Raw genomic sequence first — 21,425 nt, forward strand, 5'->3', positions numbered from 1 at the left:
AATATGCTTAGGATGCTAAATATTAGCATCGAACGAAAATCTTTGCTGGGCAGACCTGCGAATTTGCGATATCGTTATTTTTTAAGTATGTTTGATGATTATGAAACTGAATTGCATGCTGCTCGCTTTCGCGGCTACCGCCAGCGCATCGGCGGCCGACACCACGAACGTCCCGGTTGAAAAATTTTTCGGCAAGCCAGCCTTGACCGGCGCCCATATGTCGCCCGATGGCCGCAACGTTGCGCTGCGCATGCTGTCGCCGGCAGGGCGCAGCATGCTGAACGTGGTCGATACCGAGACGCGCACGCAGAAAGTGGTCGCCAACTTCGGCAACGCCGACGTCAGCGTGTTTTACTGGCAGAGCGATACACAGCTGGTCTACACCGTCATCAATGTCGACCACGGCGGCAGCATCGGCAGCCCAGGCATGTATGCGGTGGACCGCGACGGCAAGGAATTCACACCGCTGTCGGCCACCATCGTGCGCCAGCGCTCCTTTGCCGACAGCGACTACAGCGACCGCAGCTACCTCGCCGCCCCCACCATCCACGGCTTCCCATACCGGAAAGCCCCATACATCTTCGTGATCGCGCGGACCGACGACAAGGAAGAACTGGTGCGCCTGAGCACGCGCGGCAGGGGCATGGCCTCGGTCAACGCACCGCACCAGACCTACCGCTGGCTGTCAGCGCCAGATGGGCAAGTCCGCATCGCCGTCGCCCGCCGCCAGGGCAAGGACATCGTGTTCTATAAAGACGATGGCGGCTGGCGCGAACTGGCGTCGTTCAACCCGCAATCGGCAGAAGCCTTCCAGCCCCTGTTGTACGTGGACGGCCGCCTGTACGTGCGGGCCTACAATGGAAAAAACGAATCCTCCATCTACCGCTATGACCTGGCGAAGAACGCGATTGAATCCACGCCGCTCATCACCGTGCCCGGCTTCGACGCCGACGGCTACTTCATCGTGGACGACAGCAAGCTGCTGGGATTCCGCGTCAACACCGACTCCGAAAACACGGTCTGGTTCGACCCGGCGATGAAATCCATGCAGGATGAAATAGACGCCCTGCTGCCCGGTGCCATCAACACGCTCTCCATCGGCGCGCACAGCGAAACGCCGCATGTGCTGATCGATGCCCACAGCGACACGCAGAACCACGACTACCTCTTGTACAACCGAGACAGCAAGAAGCTGCTGCGCCTCGGCGCCTCCCATCCCGGCATCGACAGCAGTCAGATGGCGCCCATGTTCATGAAGCGCTATCCGGCGCGCGACGGCTTGCAGATTCCGGTCTACGTCACCAAGCCGGCAGCGGCGTCCGGAAATCCGCTCCCCACCGTGGTGCTGGTGAGCGATCCGCAATGGCAACGCGGCGGCAATTGGGAATGGAACGCGGAAGTGCAATTCCTTGCGTCGCGCGGCTACACCGTGCTGCAACCGCAGCCGCGCGGCACGCCGGGCTTCGGCCGCGCGCATGAAGCGGCGGGCGCAAAACAATGGGGACTGGCGATACAGGACGACATTGCGGACGCAGTGAAGTGGGCGGCGGCGCAGGGCTACACCGACCCGGCGCGCGTCTGCATCGCCGGCGCAGGCTATGGCGGCTACGCGGCAATGATGGGACTGATCCGTGATCCCGGCGTGTTCAAATGCGGCATCAGCTGGTCCGGCATCACCGACATTGATGCCATGTTCCGCCGCGACTGGAACGACATGGCGGAACCGAAGGCGTTGGCGCAACTGCGCGAGATCGTCGGCGATCCCAAACTGGACGCGGCGCAGTTCAAGGCCACCTCGCCGCTGCACAATGCCGCGCGCATTAAACAGCCGGTGCTGCTCGCCTACGGCAAGGAAGACAGCCGCGTGCCGTTCAGCGACGGCCGCAAGTTCTACGAGGCGCTATCCGCCACCAATCCAAATGTGGAATGGCGCGAATACACACCCAGCGTGGAAGACTGGAAAACGCAGGGCAACCGCATCGACCTGTGGAAGCGCATCGAGGCCTTCCTCGCTAAAAACATCGGTGCCGCAGTGACGCCAACTACACCTGGTTCTTGAAGAACTTCTCCGGCGAGATGCGGATGGCGGCGCCGGTCGGGCAGGCGCGCACGCAGGACGGGCCGCCTTTCAGGTCCTTGCACAAGTCGCACTTGACGGCCTTCTTCTGCACCGCTGGATCGTAGTCGGCCTGGCGCTCGCCCGGCGTGGCGCCAAGGCCGAATAGCAGCCATGACAGGCCACCGCCGCGCTTAGGCGGCTTGTCCACCGCCATCTGGATCACGCCATACGGGCAATTGCGCTCGCAGTTGCCGCAGCCGATGCAGGCGTCGCTGATGAACACTTCCCCTTGCAGCGAACGGCCGATGGCGTCCGGCGGGCAGTCCTTCATGCAGTGCGGGTTCTCGCAGTGGCGGCACGCGGTCGGCAGGTGGATGTTGGCGAAGGTCGGGCCCAACGCGCGTTTTAAACGTGACGTCCCATTGTGCGTTTCAGCGCATGCGGTCTCGCAGTTATTACACTGGATGCACATGGTCTCGTTGATCAGCAAAACGTCCGACGCCTCGCCCACGCCCTGCCCCAGCAGGAACTGCATCAAGTCGCCGTCGCGGCTCTTGGTGTGTTCGAGCAGGACGTTTTGCTCGGTGCGAGAAATCACCTGATCCTCGACCGACTTGCGCCAGCTCGGATTGGCGATCAGCTGGTCGCGCACCGTTTCCGCATCCAGCACCAGCGCTTCTGTCAATACCGTGGCGGTCACCGTGGCGCTGCGCGGCGCATCGCGCAGCAGCGCCATCTCGCCGACGTAGTTACCGGCGGCCACATACGACAGGATGCGTTCACCGCCGCGCGCTTCATCCTTGCGCGACACCGTCACCGAACCGCGCCGGATCAGATACATGCCGTCGGCCGGATCGCCTTCCTTGAACAGGTGCTGCTTGGCCTCGAAGCGCTTGACCGTGACGCCGCCCGCCACCAGCGCGTCGATGGCGGTGCGCGACAGCATATTCCCGAGGTAGTTGTAGATCGCGTTGCGCACGAAGACCATGTCCATGCGCTTGCGCACATCGTCCACCGATGCGATCAGCTTCAACATGGTGCGGCGCGGCGTTTCCATCAGTACGCAGTGTTCACCGGCGCGGATGGTGGCGGAACGGCGGCGGCCCGAGATCAGGCCCATTTCGCCGAAGTACTGGCCCTTATCGAGCTTGATCTGGCGCACCTTGCCATCGCTGCCGGCCAGCTCGATCTCCACCGTACCTTCCAGGATCGAATAGAAGGTGTTGGTGTAGTCGAACTTGCGGAAGATGATGTCGCCCTTGCGCGGCGTGAGCAGCGTCGATTCGAGCATGAATTCGCGCAGCTGCAGCGTGGTGACTTGGCTGAACAACGGCACGCTGGCCTTGATCTCCTCGATCACTTTCGAGACCTGCGCGCCCGGACGCCACGGCACCAGTTTCTCGCGCAGCAGCGCTTCGTCGGCCGGCTGCACCGGCTTGCCGACGATGGTCTGCACCACCTCGTAGCCCTGGTTCATGGCCTGCTTGATCAGCGGGTAGCCGCCCAGCGCGCCGACGATGTACAGGCCCGGCACATTGGATTCATACGTATCCGACAGCGCCGGCGTGGACGCCGGATTCGCATTCGGGAACACCACGCCGAAGCTCTCAATCAGCTTGCGCGGCGGCGTTGCGCCCAGACGCGCGATCACGCGATGCGCGTGCACCCATTCCTCGCCGTGCTTGCCGTTGAAGATGAAATTCAGCGGCGTATCGCTACCCGGCTCGATGTACTTGGTGGAGGCGCTGTAGCGCACCTTGATCTTGCCGCTCTTTTCCGCCGCTGTGATCAGTACGCGGTTACCCTCTTTACAGGTGGCGAATTCCTCCTGGCGGTTCAGGATGTAGACCGTGTTCTTCTCGGCCAGCGCCAGCGCATTCTCGATACCGGCATCGCCGGCGCCGACCACCACGATGGTCTCGCCCTCGTATTCGTCCGGATCGGACAGCGTGTACTGCACCTGCGGCAGGTCTTCGCCCGGCACGCCCAGCTTGCGGATATTCCCTTGCAGGCCAATGGCCAGGATCACCGCCTTCGATTTCCACGTGCGCGCGCCGGTACCGTTGCCTTGCGTGGTCAGCGTGAAGATGCCGGTATCGGCGTCGCGCACGATGGCCGTTACGCGCTGGTCGTGTTGAACGTTGACGCCTTGCTGCTTCATCTCCTCGTTCCACACCGAGAGCACCGCCTCGCGCTTGCCGACGCTGAAACCAAGGTCGCTGCGCAGCGGCAGGATGCCCGGTTCGGCCATCACGTGCTTGCCCTTCTGGTACTGGTAGATGGTGTCCGACAAATGCGGCTGCGCTTCCAGCAGCACGTGGCGCACGCCCAGCGCCTTGGCGCGGGCGGCGGCGGAGAGGCCGGCCGGCCCGGAGCCGACGATAACGATCTCGTACAGTTCAGTAGCGTCCATGATTAATTCGCCTGCGGTGAAATGGTGCGCGACAGGCCTTGCAGGCCGTTCGCAAAGACGTCCGGCTTGAACGCGTCCTCATTGGCCAGCGACACGCGCAGCGCCGCCAGCTTGCGGTTCATCTCGGCCACGCCGGCAGCGCCGCCCAGCGCGCCCTGCTTGGCCAGCGATGACGACAGGCTGGAGATGGCCATGTAGGCCTGCTCGGCGCCGGCGTAGTCGGAATACTGTTGGCGTTTGGCCTCATCGATCAAACCTGCCAGCACGGCGCGCTGCATCAGCGGCGTAAAGCGCTGCTGTTCCAGTTTGTCGATGTAGCGCTGGATGGTGGCCGACAAGGCCGACGCCAGCGCCAGCGGATCGGCGCTGCGGCCGGCCACGCCGCTGGCGGTATTGCCCGCCACCGCCTGGTGCAACTGCGTGACTTGGGCGCTGAAGGCATTCGCGCCAGCAGGATCTGTGGCGCGCACGATCGCGCGCAGCATCAGCAGGTTGCTGTCGTTGAGACGCATGCGGCCCGGTCCCACGCCGAGGCGCGGGGTCCACTTCTTCTCGCTCATCGGGTGATGGCAGGCGTGGCAATCGAACAGCGCCAGTTCCGGGAACAGGCCGTCGCGCCCGCGCTTAGGATCGGCCAGCGCATCCAGCTGGTTCTTGGAAGCCAGCGCCTGGCCGATGGCCCACAGACGCACGCTGTCGTAATCACCCTTGCGCTGGCGCCAGTCATCATCGACCTTGTAGTGTGCAGGGGCCAGCTGGGCGAAGGTATCCAGCTCAAAGCTCAAACGCGGATGGCCCGCGCCCATAATGCGGTGCGAGACGAAGCGGCTGCTGTCGCCCACGTGGCAAGACAGGCACAACTTCGCCTGCTCCACCGGCTTCTCGGTCGGATACATGCCCTTGGCGACATTGTCCGCGTGCGTGGCGCCGGGAGCGGTGTGCGAGCGGATCCACTTGTCGGCCGGGCCGTGGCAGGCCTCGCAGCCCACGCCATCGGTCACCATGTGACGCTCGCCGCGCAGCGACGGCGCAGGGTTGTGCGCGTGGCAGTCCAGGCATTCCTGCGCATTCTCCGCGCCCTGCTTGAGACCCAGCTTGGCGGCGATGGAGCGCGATTGCGCGTTCAGCAGCACGGCGTAAGCCTTGGCGTGCTTGTCCAGCCGCAGCCAGGTGGTGTACTCATTTTGCTGCACGCTGGAGCCAGTCCAAGGCGCCACCGCACCGTGGCAGGTGCTGCTGGCGCAATTGACCGTACCGACCGACTGGTGCGGCGACGCATTCGGCAGCACCGGCGAGGTCGACGAGCTGGCGGCCAGCACCAGCCCACAGGCCAGCATCAGGCAGGCGGACAGCATCCTTTTCATTTCTTTCCTTTCTGCGCGCGCGGCACGTAATCGCCCGGCACGCCCTGATCGCTCACAGTCCAGATTTGCGAATCAGGCTTTAAATACAGTTTAGCCATTTCTGCGGCATTGAACGGACGCGAACCGATACGGCCGAATACCGCGATCTGGCCGCCCGTTTCATCCACCGCGCGGTCGCGGTCCAGCCCCTTGGACAGGGCCAGCGCCGGGGTGCGGGTGCGGCTCCACGCGATCAGCTGCGGCTTCGGCTCCGGCGAGAAGCCATAGAAGCGCGGCTGCGTGTCGGGCGCCGTCAGTTGCAATACCTTCAACCCATTGGCGCCGTCGGCCACGTAGCCGAACAGCGAAGCATTGGTCGAACCGACAATGATGTCTCTTGCATCATTCAACTGGCCGTCCGCATCGAACATCTGGTACACCTTCGGCTCCGCCGGTTTTTCCACATCGATGATGGCCAGGCCTTGCTTGCCAGCCGCGACGTAGGCGTACGTGCGCGCCACATACACTTTGCGCGCATCGGCCAGCGCCACGCGGCCCGGCAGCAGCGCCGGTTTGGCCGGCAGCGTCACGTCGATCACGCGCAGGCCGCTCTTGTCGGTGACGAACAGGTAGCGGAATTGCAGCGCCGAGGCGCGTGCGCCGTCCAGCGCCACAGTCGCCAGATGGCGCGGCTTCAACGGATCATTCAGATCGACGATCACCATGCCGGCATCGGCGGCGATGTAGGCGATATGCCCGCCCAGCACGATGTGCTGCGCGCCGTTCAGCAAGCCGTTCGGATTCCAGGTCAGCGCGCGGTTGAGGAAGTTGTTGCGCGCCTCGCCGTCGGCCAGCGTGTCCACGTTCACCAGAATCAGGCCCTCTTGCGAGTCGCTGATGGCGGCGTAGTGGTAAATCGGATGGAAGGCCTGCTCCTGATTCGTCACGCGCATCAAATCGCCCTGATTGCGGGTCGGCGCGATCGGCTGGTTGGTCGGCAGCGCCATGCAGGTGGCGTACTTCGACGGCACTTGCGTGTTCTGGCCCAGCGGCGAATACGGCGCCGTGACGATGCGCTGCGACACGCCCTTGTTGGCGATGCTGGCCACGTCATACACGCGCAAGCCGCCCTTGCCTTCCGCCGTGAACAGGTATTCGCCGCGCAGTTGCAGGCAGTTAGCCGCGCCCTCGGTCGGATGCGCGTGCGTTTCGGTCAACTCCATCTTGCGCGCCTTGTGCTGCTCGAACCAGTCCGGGTAAGCGTAGCGCTGCAGGTAGCTGCCCTTCACCGCCTGCGGCTCGTCCCACTCGGTGACGGTGGCCGCTTCCACGTGGCCGGCCTCGCCGATCCACGCGTTGTAGCCGACGAAGTTGACGAAGTTGGTCCCTTGCAGCAGCAACTGCGCCATGATGGCGTTGTTGTCGTTGTTCTTCGAGACGTGGCAATCGGAGCAGGTCTTGGTCTCTTCCTTGCGCTCGGTGTGCGGATAGTGCGGCGCGAAAGCCTGCGACGAGAAGCCGCTGGAGGCAATCGGCGGCTGCTGGATGTAGATCTTCTCGCGGTTCGAGTTCACCGACGACAGCACCAGCGCGGAGCTGGAACGCACCGGCGTGATCTTCGAACCTTTCACCGGGCCGGCCACGCCGAGCTGGAACATATCGTCGCGCGCCACTTGAGGATTGTACGAAGCGTAGTTGCGCGACTCGCCGCCCTCGTAGTGCAAACGCTCCGTTTTCCAGTTGGCCTGGATCGGCAAATGGCAACCGGCGCAGCTGGTGGTCCACGACAGGTGGCAGCTATGGCAGCTCATCTTGTCGTTGTCGTGCGCCAGCTTGCCGACGCCCGGTCCCCACTTGCCTTGCTGGCCTTCCGGCCCGGCGCTCATCAACTTGGCGCGCGCGGCTTTCTCGTTGTAGTGCGGGTTGGCCGGATTGACCGAATCCTTCACCAGACTGACTTCCCATTCTTTTTTCGGATCGGTAGCGGCGCGCTGGTACAAGCGGCCTTCGCGCCATTCGAAGCGCTGGCGGCCGTCCTGCGTTTTCAGCAGCGACATGTCCATGCCGCCCGGCTTGGCCGCAGGGCCGCTGGTGCGCAGGGTTGGATACTTGGTGGCGCTGCCGTGGCAGTCCACGCAGTCCACTTCAATCGCCGCCGCCACTTCGCCGTAAATGTGGCCGTTGCTGTGCGCATCCTGCGAGAAGTGGCAGTCCACGCACTGCATGCCCTTCTCCATGTGGATGGAGGCAAGGTGCACGGTCTTCTTGAATTTATCCGGGTCGTTATCGTCGATGATATTGCCCTTGGCATCCAGCAGCGCGCCCTTGCGGTCACGCTTGTAGATGGCGCGGAAGTTCCAGCCGTGGCCGTGGTAGTCGGCGAACTGCGTGTCCTTCAGAGTCGGATTCAGGCTCGATACGTTCTTCAGGAATTCCGGATCGCTCCAGTTGCCGCGCGTGGCCGCTTCTTCCGGGTTGCGTGCCTGGATGGCGCGGATCTCGGCGTCGGTCGGATACTTCTGCTTCTTCGGCCACATGGACGGCGCATCCGATTCGTAGTCCCACATGGTGTAGCCGTAGAACGAGTTCACGAAAATGTTCGGCTGGTGCATATGGCAGGTCATGCACTGCGACGATGGAATCGCGCGCGTGAATTCGTGCTTGATCGGATGGCCGGACTGGTTCTTCGGAATGGTCGGGTCGACGGTTTTGGTCATGCCGCTGTTTCCAGCCGACGCGTAAGGACCGGAGTGCAGCGGATCACGGTCGTTGGCGTAGATGGTGTGGCACGCGGTGCAACCGGAAGAACGATAGTCGCCCGGCTGCTCGTTCGTGCCGAGGAACCACAGGTGCGGGTCGTTCAGGCGCGTCTTGGTGATGTTGATGGCCGGGACGGCGATGCGGCCGCCGGTGCCGGGACCACGGTTGGACTGGTGGATATCCGGGCGGCCCGGTTCATCCAGCTTTTGCAGCGTGCCGGAGCTGTTCGGCAAACCGATTTCAGGAAACGCGCTGCCGATTACGCGGCCGCCGCGTTCGAACACGCGGAACACGTCGGCCGGTGCGATGGTCTCCCACGCAGGCAGCGGATACAGGCGGTCGAGAATGCCCTTGTGGACAAACAGCTCGTTATCCACACGCAGCGGATTGACGATAGCCGCAGCCGCGCCTTCCGGCGTGTACGACTCGCCGAGGATATAGCGCTTGTACGGCAGGATGCCGTTGTTGTAGCTGGCGCCACCCCACAGCATGGCCGACGTGGCCATCAGGCTGCGTTCCTGCGCCTGGATGATCGGCAGGTGGCAGGCGCCGCATGCATCGCGCGCTACGCGCAAATCGCCAGGATTGATGAAGCGGATGTAGGCCGGGTGCTCCTTATTCAGCTTGGCGTAGGAACCTTGCGGATTGGCGGACGACGGATGCTGCCAGTACTTCTCGTCGCGCGGCAGGATGTGCGCCGCATCCAGCGCCGAGCGGTAGGCCGGGCTTTCCGGCTTGCCCTCGCCGACCACGGAAGCATTGCCGCCGTGGCAGTCGGTACAGCCCAGCACCACGCCGGGATTGGCGTGCATGGTGTGGCGGTCGGTGACGGTATGGCAGCTCAGGCATCCGGACGATTTGGCTTCGGCCTGCTTTTCGGTTTGCGCGGCGGGAGCGGCAGGCGCCATGATGTACTCGCGCAGGCTCAGGGCCGGGCCGGAATTGGCGCTCACCAGCGTGACCACCGCTGCGGTCATCAGCAGCAGCGCCAGTGCGAGGATATGTTTGAACGCCTTCATGTCAGTAACTTAAAACCATGTTGAATAAAACGGAATACAGCGTGCCCTGTTTGTCGCCGTACAGGGCTTTCAGTGCTTTGCCGGGACGCAGCGCGGCCACGGAGCTATTGATAATCACGTTCTGGTTGTAGAACGGCCGCCAGTGCGTGCCGACCGAAAAATCGACGCCCATCTCTTTCGACGGAATCGACTGCGCGCGCAGCACTTCCAGCACGCGCGTGTCCATAAAGCGCAAATACGAGACGTTGCCGAATACGCGCAGTTCCGGCGCCACGTCGAGGTCCGCGCCCACGCCCAGCAGCATCAGGCCGGGATTGACGAAGTTGGACTGGCCTTCGTCCTTGGACGAGCGCAGCGACGGCAGGATGCCGTTGCGGCCCGACAGCGCCACACCGCCGCCGCCGATCAGCGGCAAGCCTTGGCGGATCGAGAAGCTGGTGTCCGAGCCGGCAATCTGCGGGTTTTCCATGATGGCGTCGTAGCCGGTGGACTTGTTGTCGTACGGGTCCTTGTCGCCGGAGGCCAGCACCAGCGAGGCGCGCGCGCGAATCCAGCTGAAGTCGCGCGACAGTTCGCTGGCGTGGTAGCCGGCGCGGATCTGCTGCGCGGTGTGTGCCAGCGGATCGTGCTCGTTGTGGCCCAGCGCCAGATAGGTCGACGTGGCCAGGTTCCATTCGCCGATATGGCCGTCGCCGCTGTAACCGAGATAGGTCACGTGGTAGCGGTGCGAGCGCAGGTCGCCGAGGAAGGCCGGGCGCACCAGGAAGCCGTTGGTGTCGTAGGTCTTTTCGGTTTCCTGATTGCGGTTGTGGACGATGCTGGCTTGCGAGGTGAAGCCGATCCACGGCCAGTCCTGGCGATACAGGTTGGCCAGATAGATCTGGTCCTTGCGCAGGCCTTTGCCGACGGCGTTCAAGCCGCTGTTGGTGTCCTTTTCGAAGCGCGCGAAGGCGGCGAGGTTGTACTGCCAGCGGTTGTTGTCGCGATTACCGAACAGGCGCACGCCGAACGGCGAGTCCTGGAACAGGAAGCCACGGAAGTCGTTGGTGAACGGCTGGATGCCGACGCGCAGGGAGTCGAAGTCGTAGCGGTCGGAGACGTTGCGCAGGTGGACGTCGGCGAACATTTCCTGGATGCCGACGAAGTTGTCGTTGCGGCGCTTGCCCAGCGACGGATCGATGCGCAGCGCGCCGGATTCCTGCACCATCGCGCGGTTAAAGTTGAAGACCGGGACGAAGCGCAGTTCATAATCCGGCGGGCGGAAGGTGGTGTCGCCTTTGATCAGCCCCAGATTCAGGATCAGGTTTTGCACCATCACCGTTTGCTGGCCGCGACCGAAGATGTCGTTGGCGCCGGGGCCGGTGCTGATCTGGCCCGCCACTGGCGTCGGCAGGCGGCGCAGTTCCAGCAGCGAGTCCGAGACCACGCCGAGGTTGAAGAACAGGTCGGGGCCGTATTCCTTGAGAACCGGCAGGTCGGCCTTCAGCGCGTTCTGGTTGTAGGGGTCGTACCACGGGAACTTGAAGCCCAGCGTTTGCATCAGGCGCCAGCGGTCCGTCACCGGCAGCGATTCGCGCGGCAGGTTGGCTTGCGGTGGCGGTACTTGCGATGGATCGATAGTCGGCAGCACGTCGGCTTGCGGCACGCCAGCCGTGGCGCCGGGGCGCGCTGGCAGGATGCCGTCGATGGCGTCCGGGATGCGTGCTGCGCCTGGCGCGTCGAATACTTCGATCGTCATTTCGCCGTATTCTGCCTGAGCCATTTGAATCCAACCGGCGCGCTGGGCGTCCAACGGAACCTTGTACCAGTCGCCGCGCTGTTCAAGGATGCCAACCATTGCGCCACGCGACAGCTCGGCCACCGGCAACGATCTGGCATTTGGCTCGGCGCGCACCGGCACAGTAACAGCCAGCACCTGCAACTGCTGCGGCGCGGCCTGCACGGCAGCTGCGACCAGCATCGACGTGACACCGAGAGAGAACGCGGTCTTATATGCCATCACACACGCTCTGCTCTGTGCTGTTGTTGAATGGCGCCTGCGGGCACTGGGCGTAGCGCAGGTTGCGGCCTTGCGGCGCCAGCGTGTCCGCACGGCGCGACGCCGGCGCGTGACCGATGCCGGTCTTCAGGGACGCCGCAGCGCGCGACACGCCCAGCATGCCGATCATGTCATCCTGGTCAACGCCGTCGCCGGACACGCCGATCGCGCCGATCAAGGTCGTGCCGCGATAAATCGGGAAGCCGCCGGGGAAAGTCTGCATGCCGTTTTCCAGCCCGATCGCATTACCGGTGCAGCTCATGTTGGGCGCTGCCGGCGCCAGGATTGCCCCCACCAGCGACGGATACACCAGATCCAGCTGCAAGCCGACGTTGAACGGACTCCACGTCGCCGTGGTCTTGGACAACGGGCCGGCCGGGTTACCGTCAATCCCGTCCGGGAAATTCGGCCGTGCGATATTGCCGATCGAACGCGCCGAGAACGCGATGCCATCGCTGAATACCGCCGGATTCGCAAAGAAGCTGCGCGACGTCGCCATGTAGCTATCCACGCCGAACAAAGCGCCCTGCTTCAGCGAGCCATTGAAGTAGCCCAGCTGCGGCAAGGCGGAAATCGCCGCCGAGGCGCCGGGCGACGAGAAGAACGCCGCCGTGCGGGCCTTCTGCAATGACACGTCGACGCCGAACACCGGACCGTCGCCGCTGCGCGCAAGGCCCAGCACGTGGCCAGCGGTATCGACCACCGACACCGTCACCTCCGCTGCGGAACCAACCGGGATGCGGATCTGCGCGCGCGCCTGTGCGGCCACGCCCAGCGCTTGCGAAATCACTTCCTGTACCTCCGCCGCGCTCATGCCGGCACCACCGGAAGCTACCGGCAACGGCGACACCGACGCGCTGGCAGGATAGCGATTGCCGGACGAGGCATTCACCAGAATCTGCGAGCTGCCTTGCGCGATAAAGCCCGATGCCGCTTCGCCGAATGCGGTGCCGGCCAGGATGCCGGCGCCGTCGTAGTAGCCGTCGACCGCCAGCAGGCCGCCGGCCATACCGCTGATGCGCGAGGCGGTTACGGCCACCGGCTGCGAGGCCGTATTCGCATACGTCAGCGTGACGCCGCCTGCGGTGATGCGGTCGGCGCGGATGCAGTCCGGCGCGGCAAAGCCGGTTTGCGCCGACAGGGCGATGCGTTCGTCGAGATCTGCGCCGCTGTTGGTGGGTGCGGGATCGAGGCCGTACACGCCATCCGCAATCACACCGACGCCGCCGACAACGCGGCCGTTTTTGTACAAGGGGAAGCCGCCCGGATCAGCGGCGAGTCCCAGCGGCGAACGCTTGGGACCAATGCCGACGCCCACGCCGCGTTGTACCAGGTCGCCGCATGGTAGTTGGCTGAACTGCACGCCGAACAGCGGACCGCCGGCGGTTTGTGCGATGCCGGGTACGAAGTGGTCCTGCACGATGAAGCTGGCGGTGCGGGTGCTGAAGGCGTTGCCGGATGAGGACAGATAAGCGCCGGTCAGCGCTTTGGCGACGGCGGCGAGGTCGGAGCCGATCAAGCCGCTCAGGCCATCGAGGCCTTGCGGGCTGTCGGCGCTGTTCTTGCCGCTGCCGCTGAGGATATTCACGGTGGCGCCGGCACCGGTCATGCGGTACACGGCCAGCACGTTGCCAACGCGGTCCACCACCGCGATGGTGGCCTTGGCGCCCAGCTTGGACGCAGCTTCCGCGCCCTGGGCCAGCACCTGCTCCACTTCAGCCGCCGTCATCGACTGCGGCGTGGCCGCAGGCGTGAAGCAGCTGCCAGAACTCGACGAGCCGCCGCCAGAGCCGGATGAAGATGACGATGCCCCACCACCGCCGCCACTACACGCAGTCAGCGCAAGAGCAGCGGCCAGCGCCAAACTCGTTACGCGCGCGCTCATGGCTTCATCACTTTCGCAGCTTTCGGGCCGGCGTGCAGGTCCGGCATGTGGTAGCCGTGGCACATCGCGCAATCCGATTTCACTTTGCCGACTACCGGCTCGGTGCCGACGTGGCAATCGCGGCATTCTTTAATGGTCGGCATCAGCACATCGCTGGACTTGTTCGACTTGGCGGCCAGGTGGCAATCGCCGCATGGCGCCTGCTTGTGCGAGGCGTGATCGAAGGCCGCTTTCGGCATCCACGCATGCGGCGCGGTGACCGGCGCGATCTTCCACTGCGGCAGATCCGCACCCGGCGTCCCGGCCTTGCCCGGCCCCGGCACGCGGCTCACGTTGTGACACACAATGCACGAAGTCTTTTCAAACAACTCGGTCGCCGCCGCAGCGGCACGCGCACGCGCATCTCCCCCGCCCTGCACAAAGCTGGCCGGCGCGCCCGAAGGCATACCCGGACGCACCGTGAATACAGGACCGCTTGCCGGCGGCGTATCAACCGCCACCTTGCTGCTGCTAACGTAGCCATAGAACTCGCGCAGCGTGGTCAACACCTCCGGCACCGAGCCATGCGGCACCTGACGTTGCGACAGCGCCGGCTCAAACGCCAGCGTGTGACAAGACTGGCAATCGCGCTGCATGCTCACGCGCTCAAAGCCGCTGCCGCTCGCATTCGGACGATGGCAGCTCGCGCATTCCAGCTTGCTCTTGCCATTCGGGCTGGCGATGCCGCCCGCCGCCAGGTGGATATCGTGCGGGAACTTCAGCGCATTCGCTTGCGCAATCGGCGCACCACCCTGACGCACACGCACAAAGGTCGTCTCCGAAGCCGCCACTTGCACACGGAACTGCGGGTGCGCCTTGGCGAAGTCCTTCACGTTGGCGACCTGCGTGCCTGGCAGCTTGCTTTCCAGATCACCGTGGCACGACGCGCAACCGGCGCCGATGTAGCGGCGGTTCTGCGACACCAATCCCTCCGCGCCCTGATGGTCGCGGTGGCAGGTGGCGCAACGGGTTTCGTGCAGCGCCGGCATCGATGCCACTTTATCTGCCACGTGATTGCCAATGCCCTTATGGCACGCCAGGCAGTCCTTGTCCTGCACTTGCTTGAACGGCTCGGAGTGGCACGATTTGCAGTCCAGCCCAAACGGCTGGTGCGATGCCGACAGCGTGCCCGGATTCCATTGCGCGTCCAGTCCCAGCGCCGTCGGCGAGGCGCGCACGTACGTGCTGCTCAACACCGGCGCCGGGTGCGGCGTCTTGCGCAGCTGCGGCGCTTTTTCCTCCACCGGCTGGAACACGGCCGGCCACAAGGATGCCACTACCGGCAGCACCAGGCAGGCCAGCAGCACCAGCACAAACGCCAGCCATGACATGGTCCGGCGCCCGACCAGCGGGCGTTGCAGGGCGTCGATCTCCTTCTGGAGCTTATCGTTGTTACGGGCTTGCATAAGCGATTACCAGTAGAAGAAAACCGAGACGATGTGCGCGATCAGCGCGACCAGCAAAGCGATCGACATCGGCACATGGAACAGCAGCCAGATTTCCGTCAGCGTGCGCAGTCGCACGAAGGAGCGGATGCGTTTCAGCTGCTGCAAACGGCGAAATTGCAGCGTATAGATTTCGTTCGAGTTGGCGTCCGACTGGTCGCCCACTTCGCGCAGGCGATGCAGCACGCGCTGAGTGGCGCATTGGCGGTTGCGGCCCGTCAGGCGCTGGCGGCGCTTGTTGAAGATCTGGCAGGCGGCCGATTCCTCCACCAATGCCAGCAGCTGCGGCGGACGGCCTTGCGCCAGCATGCGGCAGCGGTCATCGAGGTCGCGCAGGTCTTGCGCGATCTGGTCCAGCGTGCGGCCGTCGAGCAGGTCCCCCATCAGCGACGGGTGGTACAGGTACAGCGCCACGCCCCAGATGCCGCTGATGATAACGGCCATCGTCAGCGCGTAGGCGAAGGTGTGGATGTTCCAGCCGAATTCAAAGCCGCAGTGCAGCGTCGCCACCACCGCCAGCGCCAGGCCAAGGTAGACGTGGGCCGACAGCCAGCCGCGCAGGGTGCCCATGCGCGACGCGTAGGCGCGTTTGCGCACGCCGAGCAGCAGCAGGAAGACGATCAGCAGCGCGCCCAGTGTCCCGAGTCCGTAACCGAGGATGGTGCCGCCGCCCGGTTTGATCGGCGGATTGTCCAACACGTACAGCGCAATGCACAAGGCCAGCAGGGCGATGGCCCACTTGGCGTAGCGGAAGCGCTGGAACGACATGAAATTGTCTTGCAACATAAGGTGACTTCTGGCGGTGGGCTGGTGTCTGTTTATTCAACTATGATTGCAAACAGTCAACTATATGCCGGCAGTCTAACACTAACCGGCATGGGAAATTTGGCGATCTTTGCTATTTGGGGCTTATACGCAACTGTATTTGTGCATCACCCGGTTTGGCGGCGTGTGGAGCCGATTCCAAATCGCCCGGCGCGGCGATGGCGTTGCCGGATTTGGAGATGCGGGCGGTGACCACCAGCTGCGGGAACTGGGACAATTTCACGCCGGGCATCATGCCCATTGTGTCGTCCAGTGTGAATTGCAGCGGCAGCTCGCGCACTTGTTTGCGCAGCACTGCGAGCGGGAAGCGCGGGCCGTCGGCGGCTTTGGCGACGATGAAGACAGTGTCGGTGTCGGCCACTTGCGCGCGCAGCGCCGGATCGAGTTCGACGCGGCCGCTGACGGCGGTGGCCGATGATGCAGCGGCCGGCGATGGCGCGGCGGAGGCGCCTTCTACCGGTGCGCCGATGTGGGCCAGGTTGTCGCGCGCCATTTGGGCGAATTCGGAGCCGGGAGTGGCATTGGCCAATGCGGCTTGCCAGTGCACGGCGGCCGATGCGAGATCGGTGCGCTCAAAGGCGGCGTCGCCGGACAGGATCAGGGCCTTGACGTTTTTCGGGTCGGCAGCCAGGGCGCGGGCCAGCAGGCGTTCCGGTTCGCCGCGCAGTTTCTGGTTCTGCGTCATGGCGAGGACGTCGGCGTAGTCGGACAGGATTTGCGCGTCGTCCGCGATCAGCGCGACCAGACGCTGGTAGGCGCCGCTGGCGGCGACGAAGCGGCCCATTGCGCTGTAGGAGCGAGCCAGCAGCGCCCAGCCGTTGGGATCATTCGGCTCGCGCGCCATGCGATCGGCCAGTTTGGCGACCATCGCTTCGGCTTCGCTGCTGGTGTGCGGATCGAGCGCCTGGCCGGCAGCGGCAGGCGCTGCGCCCGGAGCGACCAGCGCTTGCGGCGTGCCGAGCGTGGCGTACAACACGCCAGAGCCGGCGATCAGTACGAGCGCCAGCGCAACGGCCTGCCAGCGCGCCACCGGCACAGCGCCCGCAACTGCAGGCGTTGCGGCCGGATGCACGTCTTCGGCGACGCGTTGTTCAAGATCGCGACGGGCGGCGGTGTAGGCTTCGGCGTCGATGCTGCCTTGTTCGCGGTCTGCTTCCAGTTCACGCAACTGGTCGCGCAGGACGGCCAGATTCAGTTGATCGGCTTGCGGCGCGGCGCCCGCGTCACGGCGCGACAACAGAGGACGCAACACCAGCCACAGGACCAGCACGCACATCACAGCGGCGGCGAATACAAAGCCGTTCATGGCTGCTCCTTGTCGTTATCCAGCAGCGCACGCGCGCGTTGCAATTCTTCTTCGGACGGCTGCGGCCCGGCGTCGCGCGATCGCGCCGCGCGCAAGCGCGACACCAGCAACAGCGCCCCCGCCAGCAGCAACAGGAACGGCCCAAACCACAACAGCCAGGTGGTCGACTTCACTGGCGGCCGATACAGCACAAAATCGCCATACCGCTGCACCATGAAGTCCAGCACCTCCTGCTCCGACTTGCCCTGCGCGAGCTGCTCGCGCACTTCGCGCCGCAAGTCTGCCGCCAATCCGGCGTGTGAATCGGCGATGGTCTGGTTCTGGCACACCAGGCAGCGCAGCTCTTCTTCCAGCGCCGCCGCACGCTTGTCCAGATCTTCAGTCGCGTGCACATTCAACGCGATCGTCATCAATACAGCAGCAATCCACTTAGCCATTGCCGCCCTCCTTGTTCAGCTTTGCGATCAACGGCACCAGCGTGCCTGTCACAATCTCCGGCGTCAGGATGCCGATCTGCTTGTAGCGAATCACGCCGCGCTTATCGATCACAAACGTCTCCGGCACGCCGTACACGCCATAGTCGATGCCCACTCGGCCATCCTGATCGAACGCCGACACCACATACGGGTCGCCCGCGCGCTGCAAATTGGCGATGCCTTCGTCGCGGCCATCCTTGTAATTCAAACCGACGATAGGCGCAAGCTTCATGCGCGCCATCTCCATCAGCACCGGATGCTCCTGGCGGCACGCCACGCACCACGACGCCCACACATTCAGGATCCACACCTGCCCCGCCATATCGCGCGTGCCGATCTGGCACTCCGGCAGATGCAGCTGCGCCAGCGCAAACGCCGGCGCCGGCTTGTCGATCAACGGCGACGGCACCTCGCGCGGATTCAGACGCAAGCCCACCCACAAAAATCCCAGCAGCGCGACGAACACGCCCAGCGGCAGAATAAAGCGTTTCATGCGCGGCCTTTCTTCAGACGATAGCGCTTGTCCAGCGCCGCCAGCAAACCGCCAAACGCGATCAGCAACGCGCCGCTCCAGATCCACGCCACGAACGGCTTGTGCTGGATGCGCACAATCCAGTTACCCGGCTTGACCTCCTCGCCCAGCGCCAGATACAGGTCGCGCGTCGGACCGCGATCGATAGCCGCTTCCGTCATCGGCATGCCGCCCGATGCGAACTGGCGTTTCTCCGGCAGCAGCGTGGTCACATGCTTGCCGTCGCGCGTTACGTCAAAGGTGCCGCGCACCGCCGAGTAGTTCGGGCCTTGCACATCCTGCAGACCGACGAAGCGGAAATCGTAGCCGCCCACGTGGTGGATATCGCCGCTTTGCATCGGCACATCGTGCGAAATCTCGCGGCCCTTCACCAGCGTTACGCCGATCACGAACACGCCGATACCGGCGTGCGCGATCAGCATGCCCCAGTAGCTGCCCGGCAGCGTTGACAAGCGATGGCTGAAGCGCGTGCGGTTGTCTTCAAACACGCGCAGGCGCTGCAGCAGGTGGCACACGCTGCCCAACAGAATCCACGCAGCCAGCGCGAGGCCCATCACCAGCAGCGGCGACATGCCGACCGCGATGGCGGCGGCAATCGACAGCAGCACGGCTGCCGCGCCAACCCAGCGCAGGCTGCGCACGTCCTTGAAACCGGCCTGCTTCCAGCGCAGGAACGGGCCGGCGGCCAACAGCAGCAGCATCGGCGCCATCAGCGGCACAAACACAGTTTCGAAATACGGCGGGCCGACCGAGATCTTGCCCATGCCCAGCGCGTCGAGGAACAGCGGGTACAGGGTGCCAAGCAGCACGGTGCCGGCAGCCGCCACCAGCAGCACGTTATTCACCAGCAGCAGCGACTCGCGCGAGAACAGCGCGAAGCGGCCGCCCAGTCCCACCTGCGGCGCGCGCCATGCGTACAGCAGCAGCGAGGAGCCGACCACCAGCGCCAGGAACACCAGCACGAACAAGCCGCGCTTTGGATCGGTGGCAAAGGCGTGCACGGAGGTCAGCACGCCGGAGCGCACCAGAAAGGTGCCGAGCAGCGACAAGGCGAACGCCATGATGGCCAGCAGCACAGTCCAGTTTTTGAAGCTGCCGCGCTTTTCGGTCACGGACAGGGAGTGGATCAAGGCGGTGCCGACCAGCCACGGCATGAAGGAGGCGTTTTCTACCGCGTCCCAGAACCACCAGCCGCCCCAGCCCAATTCATAGTAGGCCCAGAAGCTGCCGAGGAAGATCCCCAGCGTCATGAAGGTCCACGCCACCAGCGTCCACGGGCGCGACCAGCGTGCCCACGCGGCGTCCAGTTGGCCGCCGATCAGCGCGGCGATGGCGAATGCGAATGCGACCGAGAAGCCGACGTAGCCCATGTACAGCAAGGGCGGGTGCGCGATCATGCCGATGTCTTGCAGCAGAGGATTGAGGTCCTGGCCTTCGGCCGCGCCGGGCAGCAGGCGCTCAAATGGGTTGGAGGTCCACAGGATGAAGGCGAGGAAGCCGACGCTGATCAGACCCATCACGCCCAGCACCCGCGCCACTACTTCGGCCGGCAACTGGCGGCTCAGCGCCGCGACGGCGGCGGTCCACAGCACCAGGATCTGAATCCACAGCAGCAGCGAGCCTTCGTGTCCGCCCCATACGGCGGAGACGCGGTAGTACAGCGGCAGCAAGGTGTTGGAGTGCGAGGCGACGTAGAGCACCGTGAAGTCGTTGGCTACGAAGGCTTGCACCAGGCAGGCGAAGGCGAAGGTGACCAGCAAGGCTTGCGCATAGGCGGCCGGCCGCGCCAGCGCCATCCAGCGCGCGGCAGCCGATGCGCCCGACACGGAGGCGGCACCGGTTGCGCGGCCGCGCAGCGACGCGAAGAGTGGCGCGACGCCTTGCAGCAGCGCGACGCAAAACGCCAGCATCAGCGCGAAGGAACCTAGTTCTGGAATCATTTCTTGTCCTTGGCCTCGGCGGCCTCTTTCAGTGCGCGCGCGGCGTCCGGCGGCATATAGTTTTCATCGTGCTTGGCCAGCACTTCGGTCGCGGCGAACACACCATCGGCGCCCAGCTTGCCCTGCACCACCGCGCCTTTACCTTCCTTGAACAGGTCCGGCAGGATGCCGCTGTAGCGCACCGGCACCCGTTGCACCATATCGGTGATGATGAAGTCGACGCTGACGCCGTCACCTTCCCGGCGCAAGCTGCCCTTCTCCACCAAACCGCCCATGCGCAGGTTGCGCGCGCGGTCCGGGCTGGCCAGCAGTTCGGTCGGCGTCACCGAGAACACGAGATTCTTCTGGAAGGCGGACGAGATCAGCCACGCCGCCAGCGCCAGCAAGGCCAGGCCTGCCGCCACCAGCGCGAGGCGCTTGGTTCTAGGTTTCATCGTGATCCTGTTGATGTTTCAGCTGTTCCAGCGCGGCGCTGCGGCGCAGGCGCAGAGCTACATACTCGCACAGCGGCAGCAGCAGCGAGGCGCCGATCGAGCCCCACACGTACAAGCCGTATCCGCCCATGTGTAGCCATTCGCTCATGCATGCTTCTCCTCATACTGCGCCTTCAGCCATGCGCTGCGCTTCTCGCGTTCGAGGATGATGCAGCGCAGGCGCGTCAAGGCGGCGGCGAAGGCGTAGGCCCATGCGCCCAAGGTCACCAGCAGCATCCCGGTCAGCATCACGGCGGCCATGCTCGGCGCGGCGGTCAGGCTGACGGAAGCGCCCTGGTGCAAGGTGTTCCACCATTTGACGGAGAAGTAGATGATGGGGATATTCACCACGCCGACCAGCGCCAGCACGGCGCCGGCACGGTCGGCCCGGCGCGGATCGGCGATGGCCGATTGCAGCGTCATGAAGCCGATGTAGAGGAACAGCAGGATCAGTTCAGAGGTCAGGCGTGCGTCCCACACCCACCACGCGCCCCATGTCGGCTTGCCCCACAGGGCGCCGGTCCACAAGGCCAGCACGGTGAACATGGCGCCGGTCGGCGCGAGGGCGCTGGCCATCATCGACGACAGGCGCGTGTTCAGCACCAGACCGAGGCCGGCCCAGAAGGCCATCGCCAGATAGATCACCATCGACATCCAGGCGGCGGGAACGTGCACGTAGATGATGCGGTAGGAGTCGCCCTGCTGCCAGTCGGTGGGCGCTTGTACCAGCCCGACGTACAGGCCCGCAGCGGTCAGCAGGACTGCCAGTGCGAGGAACCACGGGATTAATTTGCCTGCCAGTGGATAGAACTGTTGTGGAGAGGCGTAACGGTAAAGCAGGCTGGTATTCATTGTGGACATTGTATCAACAG

General features: G+C 64.4%; 15 protein-coding genes. 1 reads left to right on the plus strand and 14 read right to left on the minus strand.

Features of this window, described 5'->3' with window-relative positions:
• Positions 1-115 precede the first annotated feature (115 nt).
• Positions 116-2,059, plus strand: coding sequence for a prolyl oligopeptidase family serine peptidase (locus tag BMZ70_RS22335; RefSeq protein ID WP_165403593.1), 1,944 nt, complete (start codon positions 116-118; stop codon positions 2,057-2,059).
• On the opposite strand, the gene BMZ70_RS22340 is transcribed toward BMZ70_RS22335, so the two are convergent.
• From BMZ70_RS22340 to ccmC, 14 genes are all read right to left on the minus strand, one after another.
• The gene (locus BMZ70_RS22340; RefSeq protein WP_092279651.1) at positions 2,043-4,472 is read right to left on the minus strand and encodes a cyclic nucleotide-binding domain-containing protein; all 2,430 of its coding nucleotides are present in this window, start codon (positions 4,470-4,472) and stop codon (positions 2,043-2,045) included. The genes BMZ70_RS22335 and BMZ70_RS22340 overlap by 17 nt on opposite strands.
• Positions 4,473-4,474: 2 nt before the next feature.
• Positions 4,475-5,836, minus strand: a complete 1,362-nt coding sequence (locus tag BMZ70_RS22345) for a multiheme c-type cytochrome (protein WP_092279653.1) — start codon at positions 5,834-5,836, stop codon at positions 4,475-4,477.
• Complete coding sequence (locus BMZ70_RS22350; RefSeq protein WP_092279656.1) at positions 5,833-9,594, minus strand: LVIVD repeat-containing protein; 3,762 nt, start codon at positions 9,592-9,594, stop codon at positions 5,833-5,835. The genes BMZ70_RS22345 and BMZ70_RS22350 overlap by 4 nt, the downstream gene beginning before the upstream one ends.
• A 1-nt stretch (position 9,595) precedes the next feature.
• On the minus strand, positions 9,596-11,593 hold the full coding sequence (locus tag BMZ70_RS22355) for an SH3 domain-containing protein (protein WP_130301073.1): 1,998 nt from the start codon (positions 11,591-11,593) through the stop codon (positions 9,596-9,598).
• Positions 11,583-13,517, minus strand: coding sequence for a heme-binding protein (locus tag BMZ70_RS22360; protein WP_092279660.1), 1,935 nt, complete (start codon positions 13,515-13,517; stop codon positions 11,583-11,585). Before BMZ70_RS22360 ends, BMZ70_RS22355 begins: the two co-directional genes overlap by 11 nt.
• A complete protein-coding gene (locus tag BMZ70_RS22365) occupies positions 13,514-14,962 on the minus strand; it encodes a cytochrome c3 family protein (RefSeq protein WP_092279662.1) in 1,449 nt (482 codons plus the stop codon). Before BMZ70_RS22365 ends, BMZ70_RS22360 begins: the two co-directional genes overlap by 4 nt.
• A 6-nt stretch (positions 14,963-14,968) precedes the next feature.
• On the minus strand, positions 14,969-15,787 hold the full coding sequence (locus BMZ70_RS22370) for a hypothetical protein (RefSeq protein WP_092279664.1): 819 nt from the start codon (positions 15,785-15,787) through the stop codon (positions 14,969-14,971).
• A 112-nt stretch (positions 15,788-15,899) separates the two neighbouring features.
• Complete coding sequence (gene ccmI / locus BMZ70_RS22375) at positions 15,900-17,132, minus strand: c-type cytochrome biogenesis protein CcmI (protein ID WP_092279666.1); 1,233 nt, start codon at positions 17,130-17,132, stop codon at positions 15,900-15,902.
• Positions 17,129-17,569 carry a cytochrome c-type biogenesis protein gene (locus BMZ70_RS22380; protein ID WP_092279668.1) on the minus strand — a complete coding sequence of 147 codons (441 nt, stop codon included), beginning with the start codon at positions 17,567-17,569 and terminating at the stop codon, positions 17,129-17,131. Before BMZ70_RS22380 ends, ccmI begins: the two co-directional genes overlap by 4 nt.
• Entirely contained in the window at positions 17,562-18,101 is a 540-nt protein-coding gene (locus BMZ70_RS22385) for a DsbE family thiol:disulfide interchange protein (RefSeq protein WP_092279670.1), read from the minus strand. The genes BMZ70_RS22380 and BMZ70_RS22385 overlap by 8 nt, the downstream gene beginning before the upstream one ends.
• Positions 18,098-20,080: a heme lyase CcmF/NrfE family subunit gene (locus BMZ70_RS22390; RefSeq protein ID WP_092279672.1), complete on the minus strand. Its 1,983-nt coding sequence runs from the start codon at positions 20,078-20,080 to the stop codon at positions 18,098-18,100. The genes BMZ70_RS22385 and BMZ70_RS22390 overlap by 4 nt, the downstream gene beginning before the upstream one ends.
• Positions 20,077-20,514 carry a cytochrome c maturation protein CcmE gene (ccmE, locus tag BMZ70_RS22395; RefSeq protein WP_092279674.1) on the minus strand — a complete coding sequence of 146 codons (438 nt, stop codon included), beginning with the start codon at positions 20,512-20,514 and terminating at the stop codon, positions 20,077-20,079. The genes BMZ70_RS22390 and ccmE overlap by 4 nt, the downstream gene beginning before the upstream one ends.
• On the minus strand, positions 20,504-20,662 hold the full coding sequence (gene ccmD, locus BMZ70_RS22400; RefSeq protein WP_092279676.1) for a heme exporter protein CcmD: 159 nt from the start codon (positions 20,660-20,662) through the stop codon (positions 20,504-20,506). The genes ccmE and ccmD overlap by 11 nt, the downstream gene beginning before the upstream one ends.
• Positions 20,659-21,405: a heme ABC transporter permease CcmC gene (gene ccmC, locus BMZ70_RS22405; protein ID WP_092279678.1), complete on the minus strand. Its 747-nt coding sequence runs from the start codon at positions 21,403-21,405 to the stop codon at positions 20,659-20,661. The genes ccmD and ccmC overlap by 4 nt, the downstream gene beginning before the upstream one ends.
• Between the last annotated feature and the right edge of the window lie 20 nt (positions 21,406-21,425).

The organism is Duganella sp. CF402 (assembly GCF_900109645.1).
GTDB lineage: Bacteria > Pseudomonadota > Gammaproteobacteria > Burkholderiales > Burkholderiaceae_D > Rugamonas.

Bases quoted from the DNA above. Each gene is read 5' to 3' on its own strand.
- ccmI (WP_092279666.1), bottom strand. From the start codon at position 17,132: ATGAACGGCTTTGTATTCGCCGCCGCTGTGATGTGCGTGCTGGTCCTG.
- BMZ70_RS22345 (WP_092279653.1), bottom strand. From the start codon at position 5,836: ATGAAAAGGATGCTGTCCGCCTGCCTGATGCTGGCCTGTGGGCTGGTG.
- BMZ70_RS22355 (WP_130301073.1), bottom strand. From the start codon at position 11,593: ATGGCATATAAGACCGCGTTCTCTCTCGGTGTCACGTCGATGCTGGTC.
- BMZ70_RS22335 (WP_165403593.1), top strand. From the start codon at position 116: ATGCTGCTCGCTTTCGCGGCTACCGCCAGCGCATCGGCGGCCGACACC.
- BMZ70_RS22360 (WP_092279660.1), bottom strand. From the start codon at position 13,517: ATGAGCGCGCGCGTAACGAGTTTGGCGCTGGCCGCTGCTCTTGCGCTG.
- ccmC (WP_092279678.1), bottom strand. From the start codon at position 21,405: ATGAATACCAGCCTGCTTTACCGTTACGCCTCTCCACAACAGTTCTAT.
- BMZ70_RS22340 (WP_092279651.1), bottom strand. From the start codon at position 4,472: ATGGACGCTACTGAACTGTACGAGATCGTTATCGTCGGCTCCGGGCCG.
- ccmE (WP_092279674.1), bottom strand. From the start codon at position 20,514: ATGAAACCTAGAACCAAGCGCCTCGCGCTGGTGGCGGCAGGCCTGGCC.
- ccmD (WP_092279676.1), bottom strand. From the start codon at position 20,662: ATGAGCGAATGGCTACACATGGGCGGATACGGCTTGTACGTGTGGGGC.
- BMZ70_RS22370 (WP_092279664.1), bottom strand. From the start codon at position 15,787: ATGTTGCAAGACAATTTCATGTCGTTCCAGCGCTTCCGCTACGCCAAG.
- BMZ70_RS22390 (WP_092279672.1), bottom strand. From the start codon at position 20,080: ATGATTCCAGAACTAGGTTCCTTCGCGCTGATGCTGGCGTTTTGCGTC.
- BMZ70_RS22380 (WP_092279668.1), bottom strand. From the start codon at position 17,569: ATGGCTAAGTGGATTGCTGCTGTATTGATGACGATCGCGTTGAATGTG.
- BMZ70_RS22385 (WP_092279670.1), bottom strand. From the start codon at position 18,101: ATGAAACGCTTTATTCTGCCGCTGGGCGTGTTCGTCGCGCTGCTGGGA.
- BMZ70_RS22350 (WP_092279656.1), bottom strand. From the start codon at position 9,594: ATGAAGGCGTTCAAACATATCCTCGCACTGGCGCTGCTGCTGATGACC.
- BMZ70_RS22365 (WP_092279662.1), bottom strand. From the start codon at position 14,962: ATGCAAGCCCGTAACAACGATAAGCTCCAGAAGGAGATCGACGCCCTG.